Genomic DNA, 22,028 nt, shown 5'->3' on the forward strand with positions numbered 1-22,028 from the left:
AAACGGCCTTTTCATGCATTTATGCCAAATCGGCAAACAGCGGGGTTGAGAGGTAGCGTTCGCCGTAAGACGGAATCACCGCCACAATCAGCTTGCCGGCGTTTTCCGGTTTTTTCGCCAATTCCAGAGCGGCCCAAACTGCTGCGCCTGAAGAAATACCGACCAATACGCCCTCTTTTTTCGCCACTTCGCGGGCGGTGTTAAACGCGTCGTTGTTTTCGACTTTGATTACGCCGTCGTAAATCTCGGTATTGAGATTTTTCGGGATAAAGCCCGGTGCCAAACCCTGGATCGGATGCGGGCCTTTTTCGCCGCCGCTCAATACGGGCGACGCAGCCGGCTCAACCGCATAAACCTGCACTTCGGGTTTGCGTTCTTTCAACACTTCGCCCACGCCGGTAACGGTACCGCCCGTGCCCACGCCGGCCACGAAAATATCGACCTTGCCGTCGGTATCGCGCCAGATTTCTTCAGCGGTGGTTTCGCGGTGGATTTGCGGGTTGGCCGCGTTTTCAAACTGTTGCGGCATAAAGTAAACATCGGGATTGCTCTGAACCAGTTCGGCCGCTTTGGAAATCGCGCCGCCCATGCCTTCGGCTGCGGGGGTCAGAATCAGCTCGGCACCAAACGCGCGCAGCAGCATGCGGCGCTCTTTGCTCATGCTCTCGGGCATGGTAATCGCCAGTTTGTAGCCTTTAGATGCGCAAACCATCGCCAAACCGATACCGGTGTTGCCGCTGGTCGGCTCAATGATGATGGTGTTTTTATTGATTTTTCCGGCTTTTTCGGCGGCTTCCACCATCGCAATCGCAATACGGTCTTTTACGCTGCTGCCCGGATTGAAAAATTCCAGTTTCAGGGCGACTTCTGCGTGCAGGCCTTCGGTCAGGCGGTTTAATTTGACCAGCGGCGTGTTGCCGATTAAGTCGGTAATGCTGTTTGCAATATTCATTTCCTACTCCTATAACTCTATAACTGATAAATTGATACAGTTTGGCGGTTGATGTGAATACAATTAAGACGGATACAAGGCAACAAGGCTGCGGCGACGCAGTAGGCGTTTTAATTCCGTTTACTATAATCCCAGGCCGTCTGAAAAACCAATAGCCAAAGTTTCTTTCCTTATAACCTTAGGTTCGGTTTACTTCCAACATAATGGCCAACACCGTTGCCGCCTCACACAACAAAGCCAACAGAAAGCCCGCCTTAAGCTGGCGCAGGCCGAACCAATGCGTCGGCTGTTCCATGATCACCGTGCGGTGCAGATAAAAAACCGCCATCAAAACAAACTGCAACGCAAACCAATAAACCGGCTTGAGCGCGTAAAACTCCAGCATTGCAGGCAGGGCAAACGCCGTCGTCGTGGTCGGATAGTGATACCACACCATCGCCGACAAAACAAAAAAAGCCAACGTCATCAGCATATTGCTGACGGCAAACAAGCCGACTGCAACGTGTTTTTCATCTGCCAGCCAGTAGCTCCCCTCCGGCGCTTTCTGCCAGCAGTTCACAAAGAAAAACAGGCTGGCGACCGTCAGATAAAGATGCGGCACATACAAAGGCCCCGCCGCCGTAATTCCCCAAATGCCCGGCAGAAGCTGCGCACCCCAAAAGCCCGCCGCCAGCCAAAGCAAAATGCTGCCCCAAAACCATTGGAACATTCCCGCACGAAAAATCAGCAGCAGCCACACCAAAGCATAAGCTGCTGCCGCAAGCAAAAAAATATCCATTTTAGTATTGCAGCTCGCCTTCAAACACCGTTTCCGCAGGGCCCGTCATCATCACTTCGCCCTCCGGCTGCCAGCTGACAAACAAATCTCCGCCCGGCAGCGAAACTTTTACCGGCTCGCCTGCGTCCAGCAAACTCAGCCGCACGCCCGCCACAACCGCCGCGCAGGCGCCCGTACCGCAGGCTTGCGTTTCCCCTGCACCGCGCTCATACACGCGCAAACGGATGTTACGGCTGTCGACGACCTGCATAAAGCCCACGTTTACCCGCTCGGGGAACTGCTCATGCGACTCGATCGCCTCGCCCCAACGGCCGACCGGCGCGGAATCCACATCTTCCACCGCAATCACCGCGTGCGGATTGCCGATGTTGACACAAGAAACCGGTACCGATTCCAAACCGACCAAAACAATATGCACCAAAGCATCCGCCGCCTCGTCGCTTGACGGCACAAACGGAATTTCAGACGGCATGAAACGCGGCTTACCCATATTGACCGTTACCAAACCGTTTTCCAACAGCTTGGGCACAATCACGCCACCCGCCGTTTCCACCAAAATTTCTTTCTTATCCGTCAAGCCCTTATCCGAAACAAAACGGACAAAACAGCGCGCACCGTTGCCGCACTGCTCCACCTCGCCGCCGTCGGCATTAAAAATACGGTAACAGAAATCCACCAAATCCGAAGTCGGTTTTTCCACCACCAAAAGCTGGTCGAAACCCACACCGCGGTAACGGTCCGCCCAAGCAGCCAACGGCGCCTCCTTCGGGTCAAACGCCTGATTGACCGCGTCAATGACCATAAAATCATTGCCCAAGCCGTGCATTTTCGTAAATCTCAAAGTTTTCATGTTTTACTTCCTTCTATTTGCTGCCGTTTGCAGTTTCCCAAATTTCGGCCGCGCAGATTAAGCTGGGCCATCAAAGCCGTTTTGCATTTTATCGGAAAAACCCGCCCCATACCAACCGGAGAGGCTGTCTGAAAATTTCGGGTGTATTTTCAGACGGCCTCAAAGTACCAAACCTATTCCAGCAAAACATATCCCGATTCCGACTGTTTAACCGCTCAAAAATCAAATAATCGGTGCAAAAAAGAGACAAACGGTATTTTTACCACACATCAAAACCCAAATTCGCCACGTCTCCCAAAACACCTCCACTGCCACACCGGAGCCACTGCTTACATATTGATTTTAAATAGTTATATAAGGTAACAACCAATTTTACAACCCACTAAAAATCTGAAAACATACAAAATTAGAATATTTACTTATAAAAAACATACCGTTTATCCGAAAATTTGCGCATTTATCTCTTGCATCCCAAATGTATAGACGGCACAATACACCTCAACGAAACACAGCTCAAACGCATAAACAGTTTCGGAATTCATCATTAAAACAACGGGCTGACACCCAAGTAAAATTACGACAAACGTATTATTCATAAAGGACTTTCATCATGACTATCCGCCGCACCCTCTCCGCTCTGACCGCATTCGCCGTATTGGCCGCCTCTCAAGCCGTCGTGGCCGGCAGCGTATCGTTCTACCAAAAAGCCTCCGAAGCCACCGCCCCGATTACCGGCAACGTCGCTATGCGCCTGACCATCGGTGCCGACGGCAATGTCAGCAACGTCCGCATCGTCCGCAGCAGCGGCTCAGTCAGCATCGACAACAGCGCCGTCGAATGGCTGGAAGCACAAACCATGAAACCCGCCACCATCAACGGCGAAGCCCGCGAACTGAGCGTTATAAAAGAAATCAAATTCTCAGAAACCGGCGCCATCCATCAAGCCAGCTTGAAATAATTTCAATATCGCATTGTTAAAAAAGCACTTTCTCTTCAAAACAGAAAGTGCTTTTTTCATTTTCAGACGGCCTCACAAAACAACGGCAGGCCATCTGAAATTTCCGAAATGTTTTACCCAAGCTAACCGCCCTATCTGCTCAAACGCCGTATAATTAATTGATAGCAAACAGATAAAGGATGTTCACCATGAAAACCGTCCTCGCAACCACCCTACTCACCCTCACTTTATGCGCCTGCTCCAACGGCACGCCCGGCATGTCTGTCGGTATTGGACTGGGCACAGGCATCGGCAGCCATCTTGGCTTAGGCACATCATTGAATATCCCGATCGGACTGAACAAAAACCGCGCACAAAATTCAGACGGCCTCAAAATTATCGAAGAACAAATCGTTACCCACTTCGACACCCACGGCAACGCAACCGATAGCGCCGTCAAAGGCGGATTCTACCGTCAGCTCATCAGCAAACGAGGCAGCAGCTATCTTGTACAAGACTTTTATAGCGACGGCAAAAAGCGTACCGACCCCTACACCCTGCCACGCAACAAGCTGCTCCAATTCCGAGCCATGCCGGACAACGGCTCGCTGACCATTTACGCCTACAACGGCACCGTCATGCAGCAACAGGTATTCCAAAGCGGCAAACTCGTCAGCGCCCGCCCTTAAAAACCGCAATATTACTCCGTAAGGATTGTTTTGCATTGCTATAACAGTTACGCATCTCATTAAATTTCGTTAACATTCAAACATTTGTAATATTGCTACGTTTTTTTTAGAAAATAACGTTGACACATTTTTTCCAGCCTTTATAATGCACTCTATTCCCCGATAGCTCAGTCGGTAGAGCGACGGACTGTTAATCCGCAGGTCCCTGGTTCGAGCCCAGGTCGGGGAGCCAAATTTAAAAAAGCCTGATTAAATTCAGGCTTTTTTATTATCCTCAAGATATTCCGGTTCAAAAATAAAAGCCGTCTGAAAACTTTTCAGACGGCTTTATCTTAACCGGCCTCTTCCGTTTTAACGGAAAAAATCCCCCATGCCTGCAGGCAGACCCTGCGTGAACGCGCCCATGGTTTTGTTGGTGGTTTCTTCGGCTTTGGCGCTGGCGGCATTAACGGCGGCCATGACCAAATCTTCCAGCATTTCTTTGTCGTCGGCAGCTTCGGCAATCAGATCCGGACTGATTTCCAGCTTGCGCACGACGTGGGCGCAGGTCATGGTGACTTTGACCAGGCCGTTGCCTGCTTCGCCGTCCACCTCGGTTTCGGCAAGTTTGGCCTGCGCTTTTTTCATGTTTTCCTGCATTTGCTGCGCCTGTTTCATCAGGCCGCCCAATCCGGCTTTTCCGAACATTTTTGTACTCCTGTTTGTTGAGTGGGTGTTGAAAACGGGGTTTCAGACGGCCTCTGAATCCGAATCATGCCGTCTGAAAAAATCTTACTGCGCGTCAGACAATTCCAGCGATTCGGGCTGCCATTGCGCTTCAAAGGTTTCCAAAATCTGCCGCGCGGTCGGGTCGGCTTCGAGCAGCTGCTGCGCTTTGTCGCGGCCTTCGCGTTGCAGGCGCAGGCGGCGCATTTCGGGGGTTTCCCAGCCTGCATCGTCACGCCAGGGTTCGGTTTGCAACTTGAGCGGCAGATTGTAGGCTTGCGCGAGGGTGTTTTGGATTTTGTCCAAACGCTCTTTGTTGGTGGTTTTGCGCGCGTCGTCGGTCAGCGAAAGCAGCATCAGGTGGCTTCCTTCGTCGTAATTTGTCCACGCGGCGTGTTGGGCGGGCATTTGCGCGGCGCCGAATTTCTGCGCGAAACGCTGCACAATCAGCGCCCAGTTTTCGGGCTTGAACTCGGGCAGCGGGGCAAACTGCGGCCCGCCCGCGCCCTCTTCTTCGGCCTCGTCGGCGTCGTCTGCCAAAGCGGGAATATCGAGATCAGCAGCCGGCAGTGCGCTGCCTTCGTCGGCTTCGTCATCGGGCGACGGATAGGCGTTGCCGTCATTATTTTCAGACGGCATGTAAACCGGCTCGTCGGCATAGGCTGTCTGAAAATCCTGCGGGTAAATGTCTTCGGGCGCAGGATATTCTTGATATTCGGGTTCCGTGAACACGGCTGCGGCGGCGGGATCGGGCGTTTCAGACGGCAGTTCGGCGGCTTGCGGCTGTTCTTCTGCCCTATCTGTTTTTTCAGACGGCACTTTTTCAAACAGCATTTCCGCCGTTTGAACATCAGCCTGCACCAATCCGTCTGCCGCGTCATTTTCAGACGGCATGGGTTCGGCAATATCAGAGACCGTCTGAACAGCCGGTTCGGCCTGATTTTCAACCGCTTCTGCTTCTTCCCACGGCGGCAGTTCTTTCTCTTCCGCTGCGGCGTTTTCAGACGGCATGGCTGCCTGAACCGCTACGGGCACGGGTTCAGCCTGCGGCTTTTTTGGCGGAATCGACGCTCCAGCCGCATCGTGAAGTTGGGTGTGTTCCAACAGGCCGTCTGACGGATGGTTTTCCGCCGCCAGCGGGGCAAACGCCAGCATACGCAGCAGCGTCATTACAAAACCCGCGTATTCGTCGGGCGCGAGGCTGAGGTCTTGCTTGCCGTGGATGGCGCATTGGTAGTAGAGCTGGATTTGCTCGCCACTCAAGATTTGGCTCAAGGCAAGCAGCGTGTCGCGCTCGGGGTCGTCCGCCGCCAGCGCGGAAGGCACGGCCTGAATCAGCGCGAGTTGTTGCAGCAGCATGGCCAGTTCTCCCAATGCACTGTCGAAACCGATGGAACGCGCGGCCATTTCCTGCGCTTTGGCCAGCAGCGCGGCGCCGTCTTGTGCGGCAACGCCTTGCAGCAGTTGGTAGAGATAACTTTTATCGACCGCGCCGATCATCTGGCGCACATCAGCCTCGGCGACATTGCCCGAACCCATTGCAATCGCCTGGTCGAGCAAACTCAGCGCGTCACGCATCGAACCTGCGGCGGCGCGGCCTAAGAGCTGAAGCGCGGGCGCTTCGTAGGGGATGTTTTCACTGTTTAAAACATGCGCCAAATGGTCGGCAACCTGCTGCGCGGTCATATTGCGCAAAACAAACTGCAAACAGCGGCTCAATACGGTTACGGGAACTTTATGCGGGTCGGTAGTGGCGAGGATGAATTTGACGTGTTCGGGCGGTTCTTCCAGCGTTTTGAGCATCGCGTTGAACGCGCTTTTGGACAGCATATGCACTTCGTCGATGATATAGACTTTGTATTTGCCTGCCGTCGGCGCGTATTGGGCGTTTTCCAACACCTCGCGGATGTTGTCGATGCCCGTGTTGGACGCAGCGTCGATTTCCAGCAGATCGACATAACGCCCCGCATCAATCTGCGTACAGCTCGGGCAGACGCCACAGGGCTCGCCGTGATCGGCATTTTCGCAGTTGAGGCTTTTGGCCAGAATCCGCGCAATCGTGGTTTTGCCCACACCGCGCGTGCCGGTCAGCAGGTAGGCGTGGTGCAGACGGCCTTCGTCGAGCGCGTTGCGCAGGGCTTTGACAACGTGTTCCTGACCGACTAAATCGGCAAAGGTTTTCGGCCGCCATTTTCTGGCGAGAACTTGATAGGCCATGGGTTTTCTCTGGATAACTGGAAAATCGGCAGGCCGTCTGAAAACTTTGGTGGTCGATGAGCAAAGTCGAACCACCATGCTCGGCAAGCGGAGTTTCAGACGGCCTGCTCCGCGATGCGGCATTCTAACATTTTTATCGCTCGCGGCGCAGCATTAGGCGTGTTTGGCGTTTTCGTATCAAACAGCAAAAGGCCGTCTGAAAACACAACAACGTATTTCAGACGGCCTTTGTGTGCAAAACAATTACAACCCTGCTGCGCCCACCGAATTGGCAATATCGCGCACGGCGGTTGCATACATACGGCTGTTGTTGTATTTCCAGACGCTGTAAAAATTGTTCAGCCCCAAATAATATTCAAACACGCCGGGCGAAGTTTCCAAGCGGTAAAGCACGGCTTTTTCGTTGTCGGCCACCGCCGTTTTCGGCACGACGCCCATTGCTTTGAAATCGGCAACCGTGCGGGTCAGCGCCGTTTTTTCGTCGATAATGGCCTGAAGCTGCGGATTGATGGTCAGGCTCACGGGCACAATCATTTTTCCGCCCGTTTTCCAGCCGTGTACTTTCATATAATTTGCCACAGATGCGGCAATATCGCCGACGTTGTCCCAAATATCGCGTCGGCCGTCGCGGTCGTAATCCACCGCCCATTTGCGGAAGCTCGACGGCATAAACTGCGGCATCCCCATCGCGCCTGCGTAGCTGCCTTTGAAGCTGAACACGTCGGTTTTTTCTTCTTTCGCCATCAGCATCAGCTCGCTCAATTCGCTTTGGAAATAATCGGCACGGCGCGGGAAATCAAAGCCCAGTGTCGCCAGCGCATCGCCAACGCGGAAGCTGCCGGTATTTTTACCGTAATTCGTTTCGATGCCGACAATCGCCACAATCAGCTCAGCCGGAACGCCGTATTTGGCGGCCACGTCATCAATCACCGCACGGTTGGCGGCGTAAAACTGCCGTCCGCCCGCCGTTTTCGCCGCGCCGGAATTGCCGGTGCGGAATTCGTACCACGGGCGCGACGTGCCCGGGCGGTAGATAATTGTGATGATGTTGGGTTTATAAACCGCGTTATTGAAAAAATCCTGCCATTGCGCCTCGCTGAAACGCCCCTGCTCTACCTCGTAACGGATAAACGACTGAACATTGCTGTTGCCCGAAAAACCGCTGCTGGCCACAGATTCCGCCGCCGCATCAAACGCCGGACGCTTGCTTTGGTTAACGGGTTTGACAGGCTCGCCGCCTGATTTCGGCGCAGGTGATTTGGTACTGTTACAAGCCGCGAGCGTCAAAGCGGCGGTGGTCAGCGCGAGGAGGAGTGACTTTTTCATGATGTGTCCGTTTGGTTTAATAATGGAAAGTTAGGTTGAGTATATTATAAGATTAGTAAAAATCAACCGAAAAAACGCCGGAATGGATCAATAAAGAGATTGGCAACAATACTGCCGGCTATTTTGCGTTATCTCTTCAGCCGATTCCAAATGTTGCTAGGTTGGAAAGTGTCAATAAAAAAGGCCGTCTGAAAATTCAGACGGCCTTTTCTTGAAAAGAAATTACTCAGCGGCTGCAACAACAGCAACGGTAATTTTGGCAACAGCGTCAGTGTGCAGAGCCACTTCCACTTCGTATTCGCCAACTGCTTTCAGTGGACCGTTCGGCAGGCGGACATTGGCTTTGGCTGCTTCGATACCGGAAGCCACGATAACTGCGGCGATGTCGGCATTGGTAACAGAACCGAACAAACGGCCGTCAACACCGGCTTTTTGGGCAACGGTAATGGTTTGACCGTCCAATTTGGCTTGGCGTGCTTGCGCATCAGCCAAGATTTCGGCTTGTTTGGCTTCCAATTCGGCACGGCGCGCTTCGAATTCTTTCATGTTGGCTTCGGTAGCGCATTTGGCTTTGCCTGAAGGAATCAGGAAGTTGCGGGCGTAGCCGTTTTTCACGGTGACAACGTCGCCCAGATTACCCAAACCGCCGATTTTTTCTAACAGGATAATTTGCATAATTTCAAGCTCCGATTATTTATGTTGGTCGGTGTACGGCAGCAGAGCCAGGAAACGGGCACGTTTTACGGCAACAGCCAGTTGGCGTTGGTAATGCGCTTTGGTACCGGTAATGCGGGCGGGGATAATTTTGCCGTTTTCAGAAATGAAGTCTTTCAGCAGATCAACTTGTTTGTAATCGACTTCTTGGATTTTTTCAGCCGTGAAACGGCAGAATTTTCTACGTTTGAATGATTGACGAGCCATGTCGTTTAACCTTTATATTCTTGAATGTTCCGGATGCGGAGTATCGGGCGGTTGAAGCGTTGGCTGCGTTGTGCCAAAAATCCTTCTGCTTCGACCATGATGTTTTGCCGATACTGCCATTCTTCAGCCTGCCTCCCCAAAAGCCGCGCGTTCATTTCGAATTTGACGAGGCATTTCTGCCCGTTTTCTTCCTGCCATGATTCGTGTTGCAGCAGTAAATCCAACACGGGTACGCCGGCAGGTGTGTATCTCAATGGCTTGGTTTCGGCGATTTTTGCGGTAAGGCGCAGGAGATTATTCAACCTTACTCGGCTGCTGCGGTTTCTTCAGCCGCACCGTTGAGCAGGTTTTTGGTTTTTTCGCCGCCCAGCATCGGGGATGCTTCGGTAACGGCGTGTTTGGTTTTGATGGTCAGATGACGCAGAACGGCATCGTTGAAGCGGAATGCGGTTTCCAGCTCTTCAACCACCTCGGGGGTGGTTTCGATGTTCATCAAAACGTAGTGCGCTTTGTGGATTTTGTTAATCGGGTAAGCCAGTTGGCGGCGACCCCAGTCTTCCAAACGGTGGATGGTACCGTTTGCTTCGGTAATCATGGCTTTGTAACGCTCAACCATTGCGGGCACTTGCTCGCTTTGATCAGGGTGAACGATAAACACGATCTCGTAATGACGCATGTTATCTCCTTATGGATTGAAAAACAGCCTTCCGCCATGCGAAAAGCAGGAAGGCAAGGTTGGAAAGCGTGTGATTGTAACCGTTTTCGGTTTTGGATACAAGCATTTTGCCTGATTGGAATACGGGAAAAGGCCGTATGAAAACTAGGTTTCGGGTTTTCAGACGGCCTCTTGTTGCAAGCAGGGGCAAATCCAATCTTAGTAGATGATGTTTTTGCCATACCCTTCCAAAATTTCTTTAATTTTCAAAACGGTTTCTTTGGGCGGCGGGTGCACGCCTTTGAGTTTGTATTCGTCGCCGCAGAGTTCCCATTTGTGCGCACCCAATTCGTGATACGGCAAAAGTTCGACGGTTTCGACGTTTTCCATGTCGCCGATAAACTCGCCCAAAAGGTTGGCAGAACGCTCGTCATCGGTATAGCCGGGCACAATCACATAACGTACGCGGGTGGGCTGTTTGCGTTCAGCCAGATGTTTGGCGAATTTAAGCGTTTTGGTATTGGGAATGCCGACCAAAACTTTATGTATTTCCGGATCGATTTGCTTTAAATCGAGCATCACCAAACTGGTGTGGTCGAGCATATCGTCGAGAATTTCATCGTAATGGAGAGCGTAGCCGTTGGTATCGAGGCAGGTATGGATGTCGTGTTCGCGGCAGGCGGTAAACCAATCGCGCACAAATTCATACTGCAACAGCGGCTCGCCGCCGGTTACGGTTACGCCGCCGCCTGTGGCACGAAGATAGTGGCGGTAAGCCATGACCTGCTTCATGACTTCGGGTACGGTCATTTCTTTGGCGACATCGGTGTGCAAATCCCATGTGTCGCGGTTGTGGCAGTATAGGCAGCGCATCAAACAGCCTTGCAAAAACAAAACGTAACGCAGGCCGGGGCCGTCAACGGTACCGCAGGATTCGATGGAATGAACGATGCCTTTACCTTGGTAATGACGGTGTCCGACAGCCTGAGCCTGACCAGGCTTGGCATCAGGTGTAATGGTATAAGTCTGCATGGTATTTTCGGGAAATCAGGCCGTCTGAAAACGGCAGTTGTATTTTTATATAGTTATATAGTTCGACAGTTTTTCAGACGGCATTCTCGAAACCGTTTGAAATGCTGCTTTCAATTTTAAAATGAGGCTGAAACAGATAAAAACAATGCCGGAATCAACCGGCATTGTTTTTATCAAACCTGAATTACATGGTTTCGGTAAAGGTACGGGTAATCACGTCTTGCTGTTGCTCACGGGTCAACGAGTTGAAGCGAACAGCGTAACCTGATACGCGGATGGTCAACTGCGGATATTTCTCAGGATGCTCCATCGCATCTTGCAGGGTTTCGCGGTTTAACACGTTGACGTTGAGGTGTTGGCCGCCTTCGATTTCTCCTGCTTCGTGGTGGAAGTAACCGTCCATCAAACCGGCAAGGTTGCGTTCGCGAGAATTTTCGTCTTTGCCCAATGCGCCCGGCACGATGGAGAAGGTGTAGGAAATACCGTCTTTGGCAAACTCAAACGGCAGTTTGGCAACCGAAGTCAACGAGGCAACCGCACCGTTAACATCGCGACCGTGCATCGGGTTGGCGCCCGGTCCGAAAGGCGCCCCGGCACGGCGGCCATCAGGGGTATTACCGGTTTTCTTACCGTAGACCACGTTGGAAGTAATAGTCAGCACGGATTGGGTCGGAATTGCGTTGCGGTAGGTTTTGTGGGTGGCTACTTTGCGCATGAAGCGTTCTACCAAGTCGCAGGCAATGTCATCCACACGGTCGTCGTTGTTACCGAATTGCGGATATTCGCCTTCGATTTCAAAGTCAACAGCAATACCGTTTTCGTCACGAACCGGTTTGACTTTGGCGTATTTGATGGCAGACAGCGAGTCGGCTGCTACCGACAAACCGGCAATACCGCAGGCCATTGTGCGTTTGACATCACGGTCGTGCAGCGCCATCAATGCGGCTTCGTAAGAGTATTTGTCGTGCATGTAGTGGATAATGTTCAGCGCGGTAACATATTGTGTTGCCAACCAATCCATAAATTTATCCATACGCTCGAATACTTTGTCGTAATCCAGCACTTCATCCATGATCGGTTCATGTTTCGGACCGACCTGATCTTTGGATTTTTCGTCCACACCGCCGTTGATTGCGTACAGCAGGGTTTTGGCCAAGTTGGCGCGCGCACCAAAGAACTGCATTTGTTTGCCGACAACCATCGGGCTGACGCAGCAGGCGATGGCGTAGTCGTCGCTCTCGAAATCAGGGCGCATCAAGTCGTCGTTTTCGTATTGGACGGAAGAGGTGTCAATCGAAACTTTGGCACAGAATTCTTTAAAGCCCTGCGGCAGTTGTTCAGACCACAAAATGGTGATGTTCGGCTCGGGAGACGGACCCATATTGTAAAGCGTATGCAGCACGCGGAAGTTGGATTTGGTCACGAGCGTGCGACCGTCCAAGCCCATACCGCCGATGGATTCGGTCGCCCAAATCGGGTCGCCGGAGAAGAGCTGATCGTATTCGGGGGTACGCAGGAAACGGACCATACGCAGTTTCATGACCAAGTGGTCGATAAATTCCTGCGCTTGTATTTCGGTAATCACACCGTTTTTCAGGTCGCGCTCGATATAAATATCCAAGAACGACGATACGCGGCCAAACGACATTGCGGCGCCGTTTTGCGATTTCACTGCAGCCAGATACGCGAAATAAGTCCATTGAATCGCTTCTTGGGCGTTTTTCGCCGGGCCGGAAATATCAAAGCCGTAAGAGGCAGCCATTTCTTTCATTTGACCCAAGGCTTTGTATTGGTCGTTGATTTCTTCGCGGCGGCGGATGACGTCTTCCAAGTTCACGCCGTTTTCCAAATCGGCTTGCAGCGAATTGAATTGGGCAAACTTGTCTTTCATCAAAAAGTCGATACCGTAAAGCGCAACACGACGGTAGTCGCCAATGATACGGCCACGACCGTAAGCATCCGGCAAACCGGTAATCACGCCTGATTTACGGCAGCGGCGGATATCAGGCGTATAAACGTCAAACACGCCCTGGTTGTGGGTTTTACGGTATTTGGTAAAGATTTCGGAAACTTCGGGGTTTAATTCCACATTGTAAATGCGGCAGGAATCCTGAACCATTTTCAACCCGCCGAACGGCATAATGGCACGCTTCAGGGGCTCGTCGGTTTGCAGACCGACGATTTTTTCCAAATTTTTGTCGATATAGCCCGGCGCGTGGCTGGTAATACCGGAAACAGTTTGCGCATCAATTTTGTAAGGCTCGTGGGTACGGTTTTCCACTTTAATGCCTTCCATCACTTCTGCCCACAATTTAGTAGTTGCCTCGGTAGCCGGCGCCAAGAAACTGGCATCGCCCTCATATGGTGTGTAGTTTTTCTGGATAAAATCACGGACGTCAACGTTGGTTTCCCAATTACCGCCGACAAAGCCTTCCCAGGCAGAAGGACGTTCTTGAACATCTGCAGACATTTCAAACTCCTAATTTTGTTAAATAAAATAATAAACAGACCAAATTTTTAATGTGTTAAGAATAGCACTTCCGCTTTCATATATACAGTCAAAATCATGAAATAAAACTACCTTCGCGCACACATTTTGATATAAATCAACCCCATTGTAAACTACCCAAAATTACACAACTTCTATACTTTAAAAAACTTATACGAAGAGTAAAATAGAAAACTTAGGCCGTCTGAAAATCGTTTTTTTCAGACGGCCTGATTTTTTTAAATTCCCGAAATATCAAGCAAACGGATGCTGCAAAACAATCGTTTCTTCGCGATCCGGTCCCGTAGAAACCATGGCCACAGGCGCGCCGCAAAATTCTTCGATCCGTTTCAGATAGGCTTTGGCGGCTTCCGGCAGTTTGTCGTATTCTTTCACGCCGACAGTGGATTCCTTCCAGCCCGGCATGGTTTCGTAAACAGGCTTGCAGGTTTTAACTGCATCCGAGCCGCAAGGCAGAATGTCGGTTTTGCTGCCGTCGGGCAACTCGTAGCCAACGCAGATATTGACGGTTTCCATACCGTCCATCACATCTAATTTGGTGATACACATTCCCGAAATGCCGTTGACCTGAATCGAGCGTTTCAGCGCAGCCGCATCAAACCAGCCGCAGCGGCGCGCACGGCCTGTTACCGAGCCGAACTCGTGACCGCGCTCGGCCAAACCGGCGCCGACTTCGTCAAACAGCTCGGTCGGAAACGGCCCCGAGCCCACGCGCGTGGTATAAGCCTTAACAATTCCCAACACATAATCCAACATCTGCGGCCCTACGCCGGCACCCGCCGATGCAGCACCTGCCAAACAGTTGGACGACGTCACAAACGGATAAGTGCCATAGTCGATATCCAGCAGCGTTCCCTGCGCGCCTTCAAACAGCAGGCGTTCGCCGTTTCCGCTTTTTTCGTTCAAAATTCGGGAAACATCGGCAATCATCGGCGTGATGTGTGGCGCAACTTTATTGATGACTGCCATCACGTCTTCTACTTTCACCGGCTCGGCGCCGTGCAGATGCTGAAGCTGGACGTTATAGTAAGCCAAAATGCTTTCCAGCTTTTCAGACAGTTTGTCCAAATTCAGCAAATCGACGGCACGGATGGCGCGGCGGGCAACTTTGTCTTCATAAGCCGGGCCGATGCCGCGGCCTGTCGTACCGATTTTACCCTTGCCGCGCGAAGCCTCGCGCGCCTGATCTAAAGCGATATGGTAAGGCAGAATCAGCGGGCAGGTCGGCGCAATTTTCAGACGGCCTTCGACATTTTTCACACCGGCGGCGTTCAATTCGTCGATTTCACCCAACAACGCTTCAGGCGAAACCACCACGCCCGAGCCGATAAAACAATCCAGTTGTTCATGCAGAATGCCGCTCGGAATCAGGCGCAGAACGGTTTTCTTACCGCCGACCACCAGCGTATGCCCCGCGTTGTGTCCGCCCTGAAAACGCACTACGCCGGCGGTTTCTTCCGCCAGCCAATCCACAATCTTACCTTTGCCTTCGTCGCCCCATTGTGCGCCGATGACCACCACGTTTTTAGCCATTACTCAAATCCTAAAATCAAATCCAAGAAAATTAAACTTCGGCAACCTGCCAAACGCCGTCGATTTTTTTCAGATGGCCTGAAATATTGTCAGAGCCGTTATGCCCGATGCCGTAATCCACTACCACACACTGCCCTTGTTCGCGCAAAACCGCCACAGCGTCTTTGGCCGCTTCCGCATCTTCACGCGCCACCATCACCACAGACTGGCGGCCGATTTCCGGCAGGCGGCCGATAAAACTGCGCAAATCGAAGCTGAAACCCGTCGCCGGACGGCTGCGGCCGAAATACGCGCCCAAGCCGTCGTAACGCCCGCCGCGCGCCACTGCATCGTGGCTGTCTGAACCGTAGGCCGCGTAAAGCAGGCCGGTGTGGTAGTTGTCCACCCGCAGTTCCGACAAATCAATGTGGACGTTTTGCGCGGGGAACGCCGCACATACCGCTTCCAATTCGTCCAAAGCCCTGCCTACCGCCGACAGATCCGGCAGCTTGGCACGCGCTTCCTGCAAGACTTCGCGACCGCCGTAAAGTGCGGGCAGCAGCGCAAACGCCTTGACCCACATTCCGTCCAAACACCATGATTCCACGCAGTTTTTCACCGCTTCCGCGTCTTTGTCCTGCATCAGCGCCAAAAGTTGTGCCGACTGCTCTGCCGATAATCCGGCCGCATCAGCCAAAGCGCGGAAGACGCCGATGTGTCCCAGCGACAGCAACACTTCGCCGAAATCGGCGATGTTCACGCTTTTCAACATCAAATCAATCAGTTCGATGTCGGCGGCAATATCGGCAAAACCGTAAAGTTCCGCCCCGGCCTGCAAGGGCTCGCGCGTATTCAGAAAACCTTCAGGCCGCGCATGCAGCACCGAACCCGCGTAACACAGGCGGTTGATGCCGTTGTTGGCCGACAGAAGATGCGCGTCGATGCGCGCCACCTGCGGCGTAATGTCGGCGCGGATGCCGAGCTGCTGCCCGCTGAGCTGATCGACCACGCGGATGGTTTTCAGCGAAAGCCCCGCGTCGATGTGGGTCAGCAGCGAATTGCTGTATTCCATCAGAGGAGGCTGCACCAATTCGTAGCCGTGCACGCGGAAAAGCGCCAACAGCCGTTCGCGTGCGCTCTCAAGCTGGCGCGCCGTGGTCGGCAAAACGTCGGCAACGTGTTCGGGCAATTGCCAAGACTGCATAGATAACCTTTTGAAATGAAAGTTAAAACGGCAAACACAACAAAAGCTGCTTAAATTTAAAACCTCAGACGGCCTCTCCGCCCGACCAATGAGCCCCGCCCCTTTCAGACGGCCTGACGCATCCCGATTTCAAATTTAAACAGCCCCTTGCAGCGGCTCAAACCGCCGAGTTGTTAAAATCAGACTTTAACATAAAATTTTCAAGCGTGCAGGCGGTTTTCAAACAATCAGGCCGTCTGAAAAACCCTTTGCCGCTACATCCTCCGGATACTTGACTAAATTACTCAGAAATACGATAATCCGTTCAAGACAAAATAAAGCCACAACACAGACACCACCCATGCGACTCACCACCAAAGGCCGCTTTGCCGTTACCGCCATGATTGATTTGGCCATGAACGCCCAAACCGGCGCGGTCAAACTCAGCGCCATCAGCGAGCGCCAAAGCATTTCCCTCTCTTATCTCGAACAACTGTTCAGCAAACTGCGCCGTGCTGAATTGGTTGAAAGCCTGCGCGGCCCCGGCGGCGGCTACATCCTTGCCGCCCCCGCCTCGCAAATCAACATTGCCCAAATCATCGCCGCCGCCGAAGACCGGCTCGACGCCACCCAATGCAGCAGCAAAGCCGACTGCCACCACGGCGCGCCGTGCCTGACCCATGATTTATGGGAAAATCTCAATAAAACCATCAACGACTATTTAAGCAGCGTTACCCTGCAAAGCATCATTGAGCAGAAAACCGCCGCCAAAGACCAAGTCGTCCACTTTACACATATCCACTAACTAGAAAAAGAAAGAAGCAAACCATGACCGTCAAAACCCCCGTTTACCTCGACTACGCCGCCACCACCCCCGTTGACCCGCGCGTTGCCGAAAAAATGATTCCCTACCTGACCGAGCTGTTCGGCAACCCCGCGTCAAACAGCCACAGCTTCGGCTGGACGGCCGAAGAAGCCGTCGAAAAAGCCCGCGCCGACATCGCCGCCCTGATCAACGCCGATCCCAAAGAAATCGTCTTTACCAGCGGCGCCACCGAGTCCGACAACCTCGCCATCAAAGGTGCGGCGTATTTCTACCAATCCAAAGGCAAACACCTGATTACCGTCAAAACCGAACACAAAGCCGTGCTCGACACCATGCGCGAATTAGAGCGCCAAGGTTTTGAAGTAACCTATTTGGGCGTACAGGAAAACGGCCTGATCGATCTCGACGAACTCAAAGCCGCCATCCGCGACGACACCATCCTCATTTCCGTCATGTGGGTGAACAACGAAATCGGCGTGGTTCAAAACATCCCCGCCATCGGCGAAATCTGCCGCGAACGCAAAATCATCTTCCACGTCGATGCCGCCCAAGCCTGCGGAAAAGTACCTGTTGACGTCGAGGCCGCCAAAGCCGATCTTTTATCCATGTCCGGCCACAAAGTGTACGGCCCCAAAGGCATCGGCGCACTATACGTCCGCCGCAAACCGCGCGTTCGTCTCGAAGCGCAAATGCACGGCGGCGGCCACGAGCGCGGCTTCCGTTCCGGTACACTGCCCACCCACCAAATCGTCGGCATGGGAGAAGCCTTCCGCATCGCCAAAGAAGACCTCGAAAAAGACACCGCCCACTACCTTAAACTGCGCGATATCTTTCTCAAAGGCATCGAAGGCATCGAAGAAGTCTATATCAACGGCGACCTCGAACACCGCGTTCCCAACAATCTGAACATCAGCTTCAACTACGTCGAAGGCGAAAGCCTGATTATGGCCGTCAAAGAGCTGGCCGTCTCCAGCGGTTCCGCCTGCACTTCAGCCAGCCTCGAACCCAGCTACGTTTTGCGCGCACTCGGCCGCAACGACGAACTCGCCCACTCTTCCCTGCGCATTACCTTCGGCCGCATGACCACCGAAGAAGAAGCCGCCTACGCCGCCGAACTGATCAAATCCAAAATCGGCAAACTGCGCGAATTATCGCCGCTGTGGGAAATGTTTAAAGACGGTGTGGATTTGGATTCGATTGAATGGGCGGCACATTGATACCGCAAGGTTTTGAATGGCACACCGACAAAGCGGCAACCAATATCCAATATAAAGAAACACGGCATCGCCTTATGAAGAAGCCGTTACCGTATTTTAGGATGAAAACGCCCTATTGATTGCCGATACCGACCATTCCGAAAACGAACAGCGCTTTGTATTGATGGGACTGAACGAACGCCTGCGGATACCGGTTGTTGTACACTGCGAGCGGGGCGATAATATCCGTATCATTTCCGCCCGCCGCGCCACTGCCAACGAAAGCAGACAATACAGGAGATAAACCGTGAAAGACGAACACGACTTCAGCAATGCCGTCAGAAATCTCTACGCCAAACACCTAAAAAAACCGTCCCCCGCCAGCATTAATGACAACAACATTGTGCATTTTCAGGCGTTGGCCGAAGAAATGGGCATTTCCTACCAAACCCTGATTAACTCGTTTCTACACGAATGTGCCGTTCAGCATAAAAAGCCCGCATTGAAATGGTAAAGCAACGATGATTTTTTCAGACGGCCTACCCACCCCCAAAGGCCGTCTGAAAACCCCGGCCCAAAAACAAAAAAGGAACCCGCATGAAATTCCACCACCTTGCCCTTGCCACCCTGACCGCCGTTTCCCTCAGCGGCTGTTTCCTCGCCAACCAAGTACGCGAAAAAAACAAAGCAGAGTGCACCGCCAACGCAGCCAACATCAACAACCTGCCCGCCGGCGAGCAGCAGCGCCTGATAAAAAAATGCGGCTGGAAAACCCAAGCCGATGCCGAAATGGTCGCCCGCCTGTGCGCCGCACCCGTTTTGCAGCAGCCCGCCACCCCCATCCAAAACGGCATCGTCAACGAGCGCCTGCCCAACGGTTTGGTGCTGCAATACAAAGTGAAAAACGGCAAGCCCGCCAACACCATCGACATCTACTACCCCAACGGCAACCTCGAAACCCACATGAAATTCCGCAACAGCCTCGCCAACGGCTGGTCGCAGGGCTACGCCCCTGACGGTGCGAAACGCACCGAGTTTCTCTACAAAAAAGGCCGCGCGGTCAAATACAAAACCTTCCGCCCCGACGGCAGCCTGAACACCAAAGGCAGCGTCGATTGCCAATAGGCCGAACAAAGGCCGTCTGAATTTTCAGACGGCACCCCATCAAAACCAAAACAAGGAACCCACATCATGGCATACAGCAACAAAGTCATCGACCACTACGAAAACCCCCGCAACGTCGGCACCTTCGACAAAGGCGACGACAGCGTCGGCACCGGCATGGTCGGCGCCCCCGCCTGCGGCGACGTGATGCGCCTGCAAATCAAAGTCAACGACGAAGGCATCATCGAAGACGCCAAATTCAAAACCTACGGCTGCGGCTCCGCCATTGCCTCCTCCAGCCTGATTACCGAATGGGTCAAAGGCAAAAGCCTCGACGACGCGCTGGCCATTAAAAACAGCGAAATCGCCGAAGAGCTCGAGCTGCCTCCCGTGAAAATCCACTGCTCGATTCTGGCCGAGGATGCCGTAAAAGCCGCCGTCGCCGACTACCGCAAGAAAAAAGAAGCGTAGTAATTTTTCAGACGGCCTGTACACTCGTTCAGGCCGGATTGAAACCGTTTTTCTGCAATACAGAGGAAAAATATACAACCTTTTTGTACAACCTTTTTGAAAGAATGAAACCATGTTGAAACAAACACTTGCCGTATTGTTAATCGTATCCGCCACTGCCTGTTCGCAAATGCAGGCCGCGGGCAGCAGACCCGCCCAAACGCAGAGCCAAGCCGCCATGACTACCCACACCGTAGACAGCAAATACAGCTTCAACGACACGGTATCCCGCCTGCAAAACGCCATGCAAAGCAAAGGCATGACCGTGTTCACCGTCATCGACCACCAAGCCGCCGCCCGTAAACACGGCCTGTCCATGCAGCCGGCCAAAGTCATCGTCTTCGGCACACCCAAAGTCGGTACGCTGCTGATGGTGAAAGACCCCGCATTCGCGCTGCAACTGCCCCTGCGCGTGCTGGTAACCGAAAACGGTGGAAAAGTCCAAGTGGTGTTCAACGACACCCGCCGCCTGATTTCGGGCAGCAAAATCGAATACGCCGAAGTAGAAAACACGCTGGCGAACGCCGAACGACTGATCCGGGCCACCGTTTCCCAATAACACAGCCGCAATGCACGGTGCAACTGTGTTGTCCCGTTATCCGTCATCTTCGGCTGCCTTGATTTTGAGGCATCAGGATGTACCTGTTTTGCCACCATTGACTCCAAGCAGCCTGAAAACAAGGAAACCGCTATTGCCCTTTACTTCCGAACAGAAACAATCCCTGCTGGCCGAAAAAGGCATTGGTAAAACCGTGCTCCAACGCTTGGGCGAAATGGGCTTGGACGACGTTGCCGCACTCGCCGCTGCCGACCCTGCCGGCATTCTCGAACAGGGCGCCGCCATCACGGGCAGCACCTGCTGGAAAAACAGCCCGCAGGCCAAAGCCGCCATTGCCGCAGCCGTGGCGTGGGCAAAACGGCAGGCAGCCTGAAAACATCACACAAGGAAAAACAGCATGATTACCATCACAGAAAACGCCGCCAACCACATCCGAAGTTTTCTCGGCAAACGCGGCAAGGGTTTAGGCGTACGCCTCGGCGTCAAAACCAGCGGCTGCTCGGGCATGGCCTACAACTTGGAATTTGTCGATGAAGCCGCCCCCGAAGACCAAGTATTTGAAGAACACGGCGCCAAAGTGTTCGTCGATCCGAAAAGCCTCGTCTATCTCGACGGCACCCAAATCGACTACACCAAAGAAGGCCTGCAGGAAGGTTTCAAATTTGAAAACCCGAATGTCAAAGATTCCTGCGGCTGCGGCGAAAGTTTCCACGTTTAAACGAACGATTCCGCCAATCAGGCTGAAATTTTTGCAACTACCAAAGGCCGTCTGAAACCCCGTGCACACATCTGCCGAATTTTTCAGACGGCCTTTTACCCCGGAACGCCCGACCCGCTGCAATCTGCCCTCGTGAGGAAAAGAATGCAGAGGCTTTTAAATCCCGCGTTTGCAGAATCTGCCAACATTTTTTCAGACGGCCTCCACCATGACCTCTCCTTTTGCCCTGCTCCAACTCCCCGAATCCTTCGACCTCGACGCCGAAACGCTCGAACGCAACTACCGCGCCCTTGCCGCCCGCTTCCATCCCGACAAATTCGCCGCCGCCTCCTCGTTTGAACAAAAACAGGCCGTGATGATGGCCTCAGCCGTCAACGAAGCCTACCGCGCCTTGAAAAATCCCATCGACCGCGCCGCCACGCTGCTGAAAGCACAAAACATCGATGCCGATGCGCCCGAACACACCGCGTTTGACCCCGAATTCCTCATGCAGCAGATGGAATGGCGCGAAGCGCTCGCCGACGCCCAGTCCGAACAAAACCACCCTGCCCTCGAGGCGCTGGACACCGAAATCCGCGCCGCACAAACCGATTTGTTCCAATCCCTGCGCCAAGCATTCGCCGCCACCGAATTCGAGCAAGCCGCGCAGCTGGTGCGTCAGGGGCGCTTTTTAGACAAACTGCGCAAAGAAATCGCCGCCGCTCTGCCGTGAAATAAAATAAAGACGAGTATGGCGCTCCGTCCTTTTAGTTGAGACACAGGACTATTCGAGTATATAACGCCCACCGCCAAAGGCCGTCTGAAACTCAAATATCAGCCCGTATTGACTTATCCGCCCGATACCACCGC

The 22,028-nt window shown here is 52.9% G+C and carries 27 protein-coding genes and 1 tRNA gene; 14 read left to right on the forward strand and 14 right to left on the reverse strand.

Annotated elements, in window-relative coordinates; genetic code table 11:
- Nucleotides 1–19: 19 nt before the first annotated feature.
- The 3 genes from cysK to dapF all read right to left on the reverse strand — a co-directional run bounded on the left by cysK (nucleotide 20) and on the right by dapF (nucleotide 2,580).
- Nucleotides 20–952 (reverse strand): cysteine synthase A, encoded by a 933-nt coding sequence (cysK, locus tag BG910_RS01985; RefSeq protein ID WP_089035398.1) that lies wholly within the window; start codon nucleotides 950–952, stop codon nucleotides 20–22.
- Nucleotides 953–1,130: 178 nt separating this feature from the next.
- Nucleotides 1,131–1,730 carry a hypothetical protein gene (locus BG910_RS01990; RefSeq protein WP_089035399.1) on the reverse strand — a complete coding sequence of 200 codons (600 nt, stop codon included), beginning with the start codon at nucleotides 1,728–1,730 and terminating at the stop codon, nucleotides 1,131–1,133.
- Nucleotide 1,731: 1 nt separating this feature from the next.
- Entirely contained in the window at nucleotides 1,732–2,580 is an 849-nt protein-coding gene (gene dapF / locus BG910_RS01995; RefSeq protein WP_089035400.1) for a diaminopimelate epimerase, read from the reverse strand.
- 610 nt (nucleotides 2,581–3,190) lie between these two features.
- On the opposite strand from dapF, the gene BG910_RS02005 reads away from it, so the two are divergent.
- The 3 genes from BG910_RS02005 to BG910_RS02015 all read left to right on the forward strand — a co-directional run bounded on the left by BG910_RS02005 (nucleotide 3,191) and on the right by BG910_RS02015 (nucleotide 4,438).
- Entirely contained in the window at nucleotides 3,191–3,538 is a 348-nt protein-coding gene (locus tag BG910_RS02005) for a TonB family protein (protein WP_089035402.1), read from the forward strand.
- Between the two features lie 188 nt (nucleotides 3,539–3,726).
- Nucleotides 3,727–4,206, forward strand: a complete 480-nt coding sequence (locus BG910_RS02010) for a NemA protein (RefSeq protein ID WP_089037090.1) — start codon at nucleotides 3,727–3,729, stop codon at nucleotides 4,204–4,206.
- Nucleotides 4,207–4,362: 156 nt separating this feature from the next.
- Nucleotides 4,363–4,438 (forward strand) — tRNA-Asn (locus tag BG910_RS02015).
- A gap of 119 nt (nucleotides 4,439–4,557) precedes the next feature.
- Here BG910_RS02015 and BG910_RS02020 read toward each other — a convergent pair.
- The gene (locus tag BG910_RS02020; RefSeq protein WP_089035403.1) at nucleotides 4,558–4,893 is read right to left on the reverse strand and encodes a YbaB/EbfC family nucleoid-associated protein; all 336 of its coding nucleotides are present in this window, start codon (nucleotides 4,891–4,893) and stop codon (nucleotides 4,558–4,560) included.
- 84 nt (nucleotides 4,894–4,977) lie between these two features.
- A complete protein-coding gene (gene dnaX / locus BG910_RS02025; RefSeq protein ID WP_089035404.1) occupies nucleotides 4,978–7,128 on the reverse strand; it encodes a DNA polymerase III subunit gamma/tau in 2,151 nt (716 codons plus the stop codon).
- Here dnaX and BG910_RS12090 point away from each other — a divergent pair.
- A complete protein-coding gene (locus BG910_RS12090; RefSeq protein WP_157694011.1) occupies nucleotides 7,127–7,285 on the forward strand; it encodes a hypothetical protein in 159 nt (52 codons plus the stop codon). The genes dnaX and BG910_RS12090 overlap by 2 nt on opposite strands.
- A gap of 86 nt (nucleotides 7,286–7,371) precedes the next feature.
- On the opposite strand, the gene mltB is transcribed toward BG910_RS12090, so the two are convergent.
- The 9 genes from mltB to BG910_RS02070 all read right to left on the reverse strand — a co-directional run bounded on the left by mltB (nucleotide 7,372) and on the right by BG910_RS02070 (nucleotide 16,287).
- Complete coding sequence (gene mltB, locus BG910_RS02030) at nucleotides 7,372–8,454, reverse strand: lytic murein transglycosylase B (RefSeq protein WP_089035405.1); 1,083 nt, start codon at nucleotides 8,452–8,454, stop codon at nucleotides 7,372–7,374.
- Nucleotides 8,455–8,676: 222 nt separating this feature from the next.
- Nucleotides 8,677–9,129, reverse strand: coding sequence for a 50S ribosomal protein L9 (gene rplI, locus BG910_RS02035; protein WP_089035406.1), 453 nt, complete (start codon nucleotides 9,127–9,129; stop codon nucleotides 8,677–8,679).
- A 15-nt stretch (nucleotides 9,130–9,144) separates the two neighbouring features.
- Complete coding sequence (gene rpsR, locus BG910_RS02040) at nucleotides 9,145–9,375, reverse strand: 30S ribosomal protein S18 (RefSeq protein ID WP_054599043.1); 231 nt, start codon at nucleotides 9,373–9,375, stop codon at nucleotides 9,145–9,147.
- Nucleotides 9,376–9,380: 5 nt separating this feature from the next.
- Nucleotides 9,381–9,677 (reverse strand): primosomal replication protein N, encoded by a 297-nt coding sequence (priB, locus tag BG910_RS02045; RefSeq protein WP_089035407.1) that lies wholly within the window; start codon nucleotides 9,675–9,677, stop codon nucleotides 9,381–9,383.
- Between the two features lie 2 nt (nucleotides 9,678–9,679).
- Nucleotides 9,680–10,051, reverse strand: coding sequence for a 30S ribosomal protein S6 (gene rpsF / locus BG910_RS02050; protein ID WP_089035408.1), 372 nt, complete (start codon nucleotides 10,049–10,051; stop codon nucleotides 9,680–9,682).
- A gap of 198 nt (nucleotides 10,052–10,249) precedes the next feature.
- The gene (gene pflA, locus BG910_RS02055) at nucleotides 10,250–11,062 is read right to left on the reverse strand and encodes a pyruvate formate lyase 1-activating protein (protein ID WP_089035409.1); all 813 of its coding nucleotides are present in this window, start codon (nucleotides 11,060–11,062) and stop codon (nucleotides 10,250–10,252) included.
- 184 nt (nucleotides 11,063–11,246) lie between these two features.
- A complete protein-coding gene (pflB, locus tag BG910_RS02060) occupies nucleotides 11,247–13,532 on the reverse strand; it encodes a formate C-acetyltransferase (RefSeq protein ID WP_089035410.1) in 2,286 nt (761 codons plus the stop codon).
- Between the two features lie 273 nt (nucleotides 13,533–13,805).
- Nucleotides 13,806–15,104, reverse strand: a complete 1,299-nt coding sequence (locus BG910_RS02065) for an adenylosuccinate synthase (RefSeq protein WP_089035411.1) — start codon at nucleotides 15,102–15,104, stop codon at nucleotides 13,806–13,808.
- A 31-nt stretch (nucleotides 15,105–15,135) separates the two neighbouring features.
- On the reverse strand, nucleotides 15,136–16,287 hold the full coding sequence (locus BG910_RS02070) for an ATP phosphoribosyltransferase regulatory subunit (protein ID WP_089035412.1): 1,152 nt from the start codon (nucleotides 16,285–16,287) through the stop codon (nucleotides 15,136–15,138).
- Between the two features lie 340 nt (nucleotides 16,288–16,627).
- Between BG910_RS02070 and iscR the strand changes: the two genes are divergently transcribed.
- From iscR to hscB, 10 genes are all read left to right on the forward strand, one after another.
- Complete coding sequence (gene iscR / locus BG910_RS02075; RefSeq protein ID WP_089035413.1) at nucleotides 16,628–17,071, forward strand: Fe-S cluster assembly transcriptional regulator IscR; 444 nt, start codon at nucleotides 16,628–16,630, stop codon at nucleotides 17,069–17,071.
- 23 nt (nucleotides 17,072–17,094) lie between these two features.
- Nucleotides 17,095–18,309, forward strand: a complete 1,215-nt coding sequence (locus BG910_RS02080) for an IscS subfamily cysteine desulfurase (protein ID WP_089035414.1) — start codon at nucleotides 17,095–17,097, stop codon at nucleotides 18,307–18,309.
- 160 nt (nucleotides 18,310–18,469) lie between these two features.
- Complete coding sequence (locus BG910_RS12685) at nucleotides 18,470–18,592, forward strand: BrnT family toxin (RefSeq protein ID WP_325048912.1); 123 nt, start codon at nucleotides 18,470–18,472, stop codon at nucleotides 18,590–18,592.
- A gap of 3 nt (nucleotides 18,593–18,595) precedes the next feature.
- Complete coding sequence (locus tag BG910_RS02090; RefSeq protein ID WP_089035415.1) at nucleotides 18,596–18,802, forward strand: antitoxin; 207 nt, start codon at nucleotides 18,596–18,598, stop codon at nucleotides 18,800–18,802.
- 83 nt (nucleotides 18,803–18,885) lie between these two features.
- Nucleotides 18,886–19,413, forward strand: a complete 528-nt coding sequence (locus BG910_RS02095) for a toxin-antitoxin system YwqK family antitoxin (protein WP_089035416.1) — start codon at nucleotides 18,886–18,888, stop codon at nucleotides 19,411–19,413.
- Between the two features lie 66 nt (nucleotides 19,414–19,479).
- A complete protein-coding gene (iscU, locus tag BG910_RS02100; protein WP_089035417.1) occupies nucleotides 19,480–19,863 on the forward strand; it encodes a Fe-S cluster assembly scaffold IscU in 384 nt (127 codons plus the stop codon).
- A gap of 112 nt (nucleotides 19,864–19,975) precedes the next feature.
- A complete protein-coding gene (locus BG910_RS02105; RefSeq protein ID WP_089035418.1) occupies nucleotides 19,976–20,461 on the forward strand; it encodes a DUF302 domain-containing protein in 486 nt (161 codons plus the stop codon).
- Between the two features lie 133 nt (nucleotides 20,462–20,594).
- A complete protein-coding gene (locus tag BG910_RS02110) occupies nucleotides 20,595–20,834 on the forward strand; it encodes a recombinase RecA (RefSeq protein WP_089035419.1) in 240 nt (79 codons plus the stop codon).
- Between the two features lie 24 nt (nucleotides 20,835–20,858).
- Nucleotides 20,859–21,179: an iron-sulfur cluster assembly protein IscA gene (gene iscA / locus BG910_RS02115; RefSeq protein ID WP_089035420.1), complete on the forward strand. Its 321-nt coding sequence runs from the start codon at nucleotides 20,859–20,861 to the stop codon at nucleotides 21,177–21,179.
- A gap of 208 nt (nucleotides 21,180–21,387) precedes the next feature.
- Nucleotides 21,388–21,891 carry a Fe-S protein assembly co-chaperone HscB gene (hscB, locus tag BG910_RS02120; RefSeq protein ID WP_089035421.1) on the forward strand — a complete coding sequence of 168 codons (504 nt, stop codon included), beginning with the start codon at nucleotides 21,388–21,390 and terminating at the stop codon, nucleotides 21,889–21,891.
- The last annotated feature ends 137 nt before the right edge of the window (nucleotides 21,892–22,028 follow it).

The organism is Neisseria chenwenguii (assembly GCF_002216145.1).
GTDB classification, from domain to species: Bacteria; Pseudomonadota; Gammaproteobacteria; order Burkholderiales; family Neisseriaceae; genus Neisseria; species Neisseria chenwenguii.